General features: G+C 72.4%; 10 protein-coding genes and 1 pseudogene. 3 read left to right on the top strand and 8 right to left on the bottom strand.

Features of this window, described 5'->3' with window-relative positions; genetic code table 11:
* Both ACH4E7_RS42035 and ACH4E7_RS42030 read right to left on the bottom strand, forming a co-directional pair.
* Positions 1 to 581 (bottom strand): ATP-binding protein (locus tag ACH4E7_RS42035; protein ID WP_396254493.1); only part of this gene is annotated, 581 nt, incomplete at its 3' end.
* Between the two features lie 120 nt (positions 582 to 701).
* A pseudogene (locus ACH4E7_RS42030) lies at positions 702 to 947 on the bottom strand (transglycosylase SLT domain-containing protein); the annotation flags it as partial.
* Between ACH4E7_RS42030 and ACH4E7_RS42025 the strand changes: the two are divergent.
* Positions 912 to 1,079, top strand: coding sequence for a hypothetical protein (locus ACH4E7_RS42025; RefSeq protein ID WP_396254497.1), 168 nt, complete (start codon positions 912 to 914; stop codon positions 1,077 to 1,079). The pseudogene ACH4E7_RS42030 and the gene ACH4E7_RS42025 sit on opposite strands and share 36 nt — an antisense overlap.
* Positions 1,080 to 1,429: 350 nt before the next feature.
* On the opposite strand, the gene ACH4E7_RS42020 is transcribed toward ACH4E7_RS42025, so the two are convergent.
* The 6 genes from ACH4E7_RS42020 to ACH4E7_RS41995 all read right to left on the bottom strand — a co-directional run bounded on the left by ACH4E7_RS42020 (position 1,430) and on the right by ACH4E7_RS41995 (position 6,021).
* Positions 1,430 to 2,017, bottom strand: a complete 588-nt coding sequence (locus ACH4E7_RS42020; protein ID WP_396254496.1) for an exonuclease domain-containing protein — start codon at positions 2,015 to 2,017, stop codon at positions 1,430 to 1,432.
* Positions 2,018 to 2,180: 163 nt separating this feature from the next.
* Positions 2,181 to 3,098, bottom strand: coding sequence for an aminoglycoside phosphotransferase family protein (locus tag ACH4E7_RS42015; RefSeq protein WP_396254492.1), 918 nt, complete (start codon positions 3,096 to 3,098; stop codon positions 2,181 to 2,183).
* Positions 3,095 to 3,415, bottom strand: a complete 321-nt coding sequence (locus ACH4E7_RS42010) for an HAD hydrolase-like protein (protein WP_396254491.1) — start codon at positions 3,413 to 3,415, stop codon at positions 3,095 to 3,097. The genes ACH4E7_RS42015 and ACH4E7_RS42010 overlap by 4 nt, the downstream gene beginning before the upstream one ends.
* 77 nt (positions 3,416 to 3,492) lie before the next feature.
* Positions 3,493 to 3,789 carry a winged helix-turn-helix transcriptional regulator gene (locus ACH4E7_RS42005; RefSeq protein ID WP_396254490.1) on the bottom strand — a complete coding sequence of 99 codons (297 nt, stop codon included), beginning with the start codon at positions 3,787 to 3,789 and terminating at the stop codon, positions 3,493 to 3,495.
* A gap of 147 nt (positions 3,790 to 3,936) precedes the next feature.
* Complete coding sequence (locus ACH4E7_RS42000) at positions 3,937 to 4,842, bottom strand: NADP-dependent oxidoreductase (RefSeq protein ID WP_396254489.1); 906 nt, start codon at positions 4,840 to 4,842, stop codon at positions 3,937 to 3,939.
* Positions 4,843 to 4,950: 108 nt separating this feature from the next.
* Positions 4,951 to 6,021: an alkene reductase gene (locus tag ACH4E7_RS41995; RefSeq protein WP_396254488.1), complete on the bottom strand. Its 1,071-nt coding sequence runs from the start codon at positions 6,019 to 6,021 to the stop codon at positions 4,951 to 4,953.
* A 220-nt stretch (positions 6,022 to 6,241) separates the two neighbouring features.
* Here ACH4E7_RS41995 and ACH4E7_RS41990 point away from each other — a divergent pair, with 220 nt between their 5' ends.
* A complete protein-coding gene (locus ACH4E7_RS41990; RefSeq protein WP_396254487.1) occupies positions 6,242 to 6,772 on the top strand; it encodes a MarR family winged helix-turn-helix transcriptional regulator in 531 nt (176 codons plus the stop codon).
* Between the two features lie 286 nt (positions 6,773 to 7,058).
* Entirely contained in the window at positions 7,059 to 7,283 is a 225-nt protein-coding gene (locus ACH4E7_RS41985; RefSeq protein WP_396254486.1) for a hypothetical protein, read from the top strand.
* The last annotated feature ends 164 nt before the right edge of the window (positions 7,284 to 7,447 follow it).

Below are 7,447 nucleotides of genomic sequence, written 5' to 3'. Positions count from 1 at the left end.
GGGCAGGTCACGGCGACCGAGTACAAGCGGAACCGCTCGGCGTCGTCCGGCATCCGGACAGCGAACACATACCAGCCGACCGTGGCCGGGACGAGGCGCAGGCTGGCGCCCTCGGTCAGCACGATGCGCGAGTGGTGCGGGAGCCGGTCGACGGCCGCGGTCGCGAGCGCGAGCGCCTTGGGCATGATCGAATCGAATCCGGCAGGCTGGATACTGCTCGCCACGATCACTGAGTGGCGCTCGTAGGCCGCGCCGATCAGCCGGTAGAACGCCTCGACGGCGGCCTGGCCGCACGGCAACAGGCCGGTGGCGGGATCGCCCTCGATCCGGGTGGAGTACAGCGCGACCTGCTGGCCGCCCTCGGTGACCGTGCGGATCAGACGGCCGAGCCGCGGCCGGTGCTCCGGCTCGGCACGCAGCGCCTCCAGCACATCGCCGGCGCCGAGCTCCTTGGCCCGCTGGGCGGCGCGGTCGGTGACCACCGCCACCACGTCGGCGGCTGGGCCGTCGTGGTGCGGGTGGTCCTGGTTCGTGCACGCGGGGGCCGTGCCGCGTTGTCCGGACGGGCCGGGGAACGGCACGAGGGCCTGTGTCCGCGCGCATGAGCGCGGACACAGGCCCTCGTGGGTCACCCCGGTGGTCCCTGTCCGGCCCCCCGGGGTGAGGGGGAGGCTGGTCGGTGCTGGGGCCGAGGGGTCGGCTTAGTACCAGTGGTGGGTCCGCCAGAACGCCCAGGCGGCGTTCGGGCTGCCGTAGCGGGAGTTCATGTAGTCCAGCGTCCACTTGATCTGGGTGGCCGGGTTGGTCTTCCAGTCCGCGCCGGCGGAGGCCATCTTGGAGGCCGGCAGCGCCTGACCCAGACCGTACGAGCCCGAGCTCGGGTTGGTCGCCGTCACGCTCCAGCCGGACTCGTGCGAGACGATCCGGCTGAACGAGGCCAGCTGCCGCGCGTCGCCGACGAGATGCTGCCCGAACCCGACGTGGCCGCCGCGGCCGACGCCGCCTGCCGGCTCGGCGACGACGTGCCCGCCCTCTACTTCGACAACGTCAAGGGCTTCACCGCCCCCACATCGCCCTGAACGTGCACGGCTCCTGGTGTGGGCCCGGTCCGCCGAGGTCGACCCCCGCGAGGCCCCTCCCTGGAGGCGTGCCTCGACGAGCAGGCCTGCACCGCCTGGCCGCAACTGGAGCGGCTCCCGTCCGCCACCGCGGCGCCTTCGCCTCCGTGGAGGCCGAACCGGCCGTCGGTGAACAGGTCAGGCTGATGAGGCCGCGCTACACCGGCACCGTCGGCAGTGGGGCTTCGTCCTCTGCCTGGCCAGCAGCGACCGCTACGAGGGCTCCTTGCTGCCTCCTGTCGTTGCAGGTCAGGAGCGCCTCTCGCTTGTGCAATCAGGTTTCGGACGACCCGCCTCGTGAAAGCACGAGGCTAGACGACTGCGGCCGCGACCGGCCATGCCCCGCGGCCCGACAGATCGAGGACGAGTGCGGCGATGTTCCACGCGTCGTCCTCGCCGCGGTGATGGCGTCCCTCGAGCGGCAGTCCGGCGATCCGTAGAGCGTGGTCCATGCCGGGTTTCCTGCGCAGCCCGTAGGCCTCGGTGAATACGGCCTTGGCGTTGGTGTGGGTGCGCTCCGTGGGATAGCCGAACGGGTAGGCCACCCCGTCGGCCTGACTCTGCCGAGCGAACTGCCGACGGTCGTACTCGCCCCAGCTCGCCCAGGGGCGCTCCCCGGCCTCGTACTCCTCGACGAGGATCCGGCATGCCTCGGCGAAGGTGACGCCCCGTTCCACCTCGGCTTGCGTCAGTCCGGTCAGTTCAGTGCAGAAGTCGCTCACCGCCGACCGGACAGGGCGGACCAGGACACGGTGCCGGGACACGCGGCGCCCCGCCGACACGTCCACGACGGTGAGACCGATCTCGATGATCTCGTTCACGGAGCCGGGCGGCGGCTGTCCGTCCCAGCAGGTGGCTTCGACATCAATGACGTTCAGCAGTGAGGATTCGTGGCGCATGGGCCGAGGGTAGGGATGCGCCCCCGGTTCCGGCACCTCGATTTCCGCACGCCACACCGTCACCGTCGACGCAACGTCTTCGAGCCGGACCTCACGCCTTGATCCGAACCAGGTCCCACCCTGCGTCAACCCCCGAAGGACTTCCGGCGCCGACCACTTGGCTTCAGGCCCGGAGGAGCTCCAGCAGGTGGCGGACGCGGGCGACCAGGTCGGCCGCGCGGGCCGGGTCGGGGGCCACCGAGTGGAAGACCAGGGCCAGCATCACGGCGGTGTCGAGCCGGTGCAGGAGGGCGGCCCTGGAGTGCAGGTCGGGCAGGTCGGCGGAGTCGGCGTAGCCGGCCAGGATGCCGTCCGCGTCGATACCGTTGTCCGCCAGCCTGGCGTACTCGGCGACCCGGGCCAGCTCCATCAGGACCGGCCCGACCAGGGCGTTGGACCAGTCGACGACGGCGGTGAGCCGGCCCCCACTGCCCAGCAGGTTCTGTCGACGGACGTCCAGGTGCAGCAGGCGCGGCTCGTCCGGCTCGGCTTCGAGCGCCGCGCGGATCCCGTCGGGGTCGGGCGGCTCGGGCAGGTCGGCGGCGAAGCCGCGCAGGGTCGCGTGGCGGGTCGTCAGCCGCTTGGCGAGGAAGGACGGGAAGTCCCCGGGCTCCTGGTAGGCGAGCCTGAGAGACGGCGGCTCCAGCCGATGGAGGGCCGCCAGGAAGCCGCCGACCTCCTCCGGGGAGACGGGGAGCCCGTCATGCTGCACGTAGCCCGCGACGGAGACGACGAGACCGTCCGTCATGGTGATCAGCTCGATCGCGGTGGCGGCGGGAAGGCCCTGGCGGGTGAGGAGCCCGGCGATCTCGTGCTCCTGACGGACCAGGTCACCGGCGTCCACCTGCCCGTAGGGCGCGGAGTAGACCCGGTGCCGGGGTATGCGCAGGGCGACCTCGCCGTGGGTGGCGCAGCGGGCGCGGTAGACGGCGAAGTCCACGCCCTCCCCCGCGAGGCCGAGGAGTTCGAGCCCTCGCTCCGCGGCCACCCGGACGGCCACCTCACGGATGTCCGGCTCTCCGTGCTGGGGGTCGGTCGTCACCGGGCGGTCCTTCCTGCGGGGATCGGGACCCGGGCGGCTAGAGCGGCGAAGCCGTCCAGGGCGGTGGCGCGCGGGCCTGTGAAGTCGGGGAAGCGAGCGTAGCGGTCGAGCGGGACGGGGTGCAGACCCGCCCCCTGGGCTCCCTCGACGTCGATGACGACCGAGTCGCCGACGAAGACGCACTCCTGCGGCGGGCGGCAGAGCCGTTCGCCGGCGGGGGTCCAGTCCGGTTCCAGCCGCCACGGTTCGTCCAGGGCGTCGAGCTTGGCGGCCTGGTCCTTGGTGAGGTTGTCGGCTTGCGCTGGCGGCGCATCCACGCGCCCACTGCGGAGGCGTCGAGCTTCGCGGCGCCCGGGTCTGCTCGACCCGCCGGCGGGCCTACACAGGCGTGTGGTCAGGCGTTGTGCTTGGTGAGGAAGTCGGTGATGAGCTTCTGCCATTCCTCGGGCCGCTCGACCATGGGCAGGTGGCCGGTGGGGATCTCGACGAGCTGGGCGCCGGGGATGGTGTCGGCGAGCATCTTGGTGCTGATGTGCTCGATGGCGGTGCGTAGTTCGCCGAAGCGGGCAGGGCGGGTGACCAGGGTGTGGAGGATGATGCCGTTCCACTTCTGGCCGAGGACGTCGAACGCGGCGGCGAGGTCCGCGTCCGCCGCGAGCGGTTCGGGTGTGGGGAGGGTGGCGAGTGCCATCGCGTTCGGCCTTCCGTCGTGCCGGTGCGGCTCGTGCCCCAGCCCTCGGGCTTCGGGGCGGGGCCGCAGCCGGCCGGGGGTGGTGCCGGCTGCGGCCCCGGGGCCGCCTCGCCCGTTCCAGCGACGCGGGGCGGCGGCTACGGGGGGTCAGGGCAGCAGGACGGCCTTGCCCCGGTTGCGGTGGGCCTCCAGGTCGGCGTGGGCCTGCGCGGCCTCGGCCAGGGGGTAGGTGCGCCAGATCGGCAGGGTGAGCTTTCCGGCGGCGGCCAGCTGCACCAGTTCCGGCAGGGCCTGGCCGCCCTGGTCGGCGCTGCCGGCGCTGAAGCGCACGCCGTGCTGCGCGGCGGACATGTCGGCGATGGTGATGACCTTGGCCGGGTCGCCGGTCAGGGCGACGGAGTCGGCGAGGACGCCGGCGCCGGAGGCGTCGAAGACGAAGTCCACGCCGGCCGGGGCGGCGGCCTTGACCCGCTCCACCCAGCCGTCGCCGTAGCGAACGGCGGTGGCTCCGAGCACGGTGACGCGCTCGGTGTCGTGCTCGCCGACGGTGCCGATGACGGTGATGCCGTGGGCGACGGCCAGCTGCACGGCGATCACCCCGACACTGCCGGCGGCACCGTGGACGAGCAGGGTCTGACCCGCCTCGACGCCCAGCTGACCGAGGACGCGGGACGCGGTCTGGCCGACCGTGACCAGCGAGGCGGCGACCTCCCACGACAGGACCTCGGGCTTGGCCACCGGCCGCTCCAGCAGGGCGTACTCGCTGTAACTGCCGCCGACCGTGGACCCGAGGACCTCGTCCCCCACCGCCACGTCGGCTCCCTCCCCGACCGCGTCGACGACACCGGCCGCATCCAGGCCTGGCGTCACCGGGAAGCGCGCGGGCACGGCCTTGGCCATCAGGCCGGATCGGGTCTTCAGGTCGAGCGGGTTCACCGAGGCGGCCTTGACCTTGATCCGGACCTGGCCCGGGCCCGGCTGAGGCGGCGCGACCTCGGCCAGCCGCAGCACCTCGGGCGCGCCGTACTCGGAGAAAGTGATCGCAGTGGACATCGGGAACTCCCGGGTGGAGGTGGGTGGAGAAGACGAAGCGGACGACTCTGACTCACTGTGCGGCCAAGGAGGTGACCACGAGGGCGGCCGCGCCGGTGGCCTCGCCGCTCAGGCGGTGAGGGTGGGGTAGTCGGTGTAGCCGCGGTGGTCGCCGCCGTAGAAGGTCGACGGGTCCGGGGTGTTGAACGGGCCGCCGGCGGCCAGGCGGGCCGGCAGGTCGGGGTTGGCCAGGAACAGCGCCCCGAAGGCGACGATGTCGGCGGTGCTGTCCTCGATCAGCTTCAGCGCCTCGGGGCCGGTGGCGGCCGGGTGGGTGAAGGGGTTGAGGACGAACGTGCCGGGCCAGGCCCTGCGCAGCCGCGCGGTCAGGTCGCGGTCCGGGCCCTCCAGCAGGTGCAGGTAAGCCAGGTCCAGGCCGGCGAGCCGCTCCAGCAGCGCCTCGTACACCTCGGCCGGGTTGTCCTCGGCAATGTCGTTGAACGGGTTCCCGGGCGAGATCCGCAGGCCCACCCGGTGGCTGCCGATCACCTCGGCCACGGCCGTGACGACCTCGACCGCGAAACGGATCCGACCCTCGACCGTGCCGCCCCAGGCGTCGGTGCGCCGGTTGGCGTTGGTGGACAGGAACTGGTGCAGCAGGTAGCCGTTCGCGCCGTGGATCTCCACGCCGTCGAACCCGGCCTCGATGGCGCCCCGGGCCGCGGCGGCGAAGTCGGCGATCGTCTGCCGGATCTCCGCCTCGCTCAGCTCCTTCGGCGTCACGAAGTCCTTCGGCCCCTCGTGGGTGAACACCTGGCCCTTGGCGGCCACCGCCGACGGCCCCACCGGCACCAGGCTCGCGGGCAGCAGGCTGGGGTGACCGATCCGGCCGGTGTGCATCAGCTGCGCGAAGATCACGCCGCCCTCGCGGTGCACGGCGTCGGTCACCGTCCGCCACGCCGCCACCTGCCCCGGCGTGTGCAGGCCGGGGGTGTCCGGGTAGCCCTGGCCGACCGGCGAGGGCTGGATGCCCTCGGTGACGATCAGCCCGGCACTGGCGCGCTGCGCGTAGTACGCCGCCGTCAGCTCCGTCGGCTCCGCGCCCGGCCCGAACGCGCGGCTGCGGGTCATCGGCGCCATCGCGACGCGGCTGGCCAGGCGCTTGCCGCCCAGAACGATCGGATCGAAAGCAGTAGTCATGATCTCTTCCCTCGCAAGGAGTGATGGGCGGTGGTCCCGACCCATCCACCGTAACCAATACCTGTCCGAACAAGTAAATACGTAAAAGCCATTCCCTGCCCCAGATGTGACGCACATCACGCACATTGACCAGCTGAATTGTGGATCGCAGACAGACAAGCCCCTCGAAGGTCGCAGTTGCGCGGTAGCGTTAGCTGCCCGATCAGGAAGCGAGGAAGAGATGACACAGTCCACCCCGGCGGCCGGGAAGGAACCCGCGGGGACGGGGCAGGCGGCCAGCGTCCCGGTGCCAGCCGCAGCCAGCGGCGGGCCCATCAGCCACGCGATCTTCCGCCTCGCCCGCCTGCACCGCATGTTCGCCGGACAGCTGCTGCGCCGTATCGGCCTGCACCCCGGCCAGGAGCTGGTCATGATGCACCTGTGGGAACTCGGCCCCCAGCGCCAGATCGACCTGGTACGGCTGATGGACTCCGACGCCGCCACCATGACCCGTACCGTCCAGCGCCTGGAGCAGGCCGGCTTCGTCCGCCGCCGCCCCTCACCCACCGACAAGCGCGCATCCCTCATCGAACCCACCGCCGCCAGCCACGCCCTGCGCCGAGAAGTCGAGCAGAGCTGGAGCCAGCTCGAGGACCTCGTGGCAGCGGGCCTGACCGCCGACGAACGCACCACGGCCCTGCACACCCTGGAACGCCTGGAACAGAACCTCGTCCAGGCCGCCGCCGACCCCGCATGCACAGCCGGAAGTTAACCGGCTCGGCGAACCCGACTTCGGTGGTGGGCCGCTGACCTGCTAATATTCTTCTCGTCGCGAGGGAGATGATTCCTCGTCAGGCGTCAGCGGTGCTACCAGAGCACGTCCTACTTTCAGTAGGGAGAGTCCGTGCAACCCGGGCCTGGCGCTCCACTGTCGGACGAGGTCCGGTATCCCACCCGGGTACCGGGCCTCGCCCGCGTTTGCGGGCCCTTTGCGGAACGGTGGCGGCCTCCGGCGACCGACTCCGCCGGGTCGGCACCACGTTGCCGGGGCGTCAGCCGTGGCTGCGGGCGAATCCACCGGCACCCGGGGCACCCGGACGAGGAGACTGCGCTGGCGGGCATCCCCCGCCCCCGCCGCCGCTCGGCCCGCTCCCCCGGCCGGTACCGGATTCCGCGCGCCCGCTACTTCGTGGCCGACCACTCCGGCCCTGGCCGTCGACATGGTCCGCGCCGCCTTCGACACCGCCGCCCGTCTCTTCCCCGGCCCCGCCAACAGGTCCTGACCCTGTGCCCAGTCCGGCCCGGGCAGGTCCCGGCCCCGGGCAGCCGTCGGCCGCGTCGGCGGTGACCACCTCCAGGGTGCCCGGCAGCCGGACCTGTCGGTCGGGACGCGAGCACGGCCCGCCGGGAATCGTCCAGGACGGCTGGCCGGGCGAGCCGAGGCCGG

Origin of the sequence: Kitasatospora sp. NPDC018058, from assembly GCF_044327205.1 — a bacterium.
Taxonomy (GTDB): domain Bacteria; phylum Actinomycetota; class Actinomycetes; order Streptomycetales; family Streptomycetaceae; genus Kitasatospora.
The sequence above is the reverse complement of the archived record's forward strand: the minus strand, read 5'-3'. Positions and strand labels throughout refer to the sequence as shown.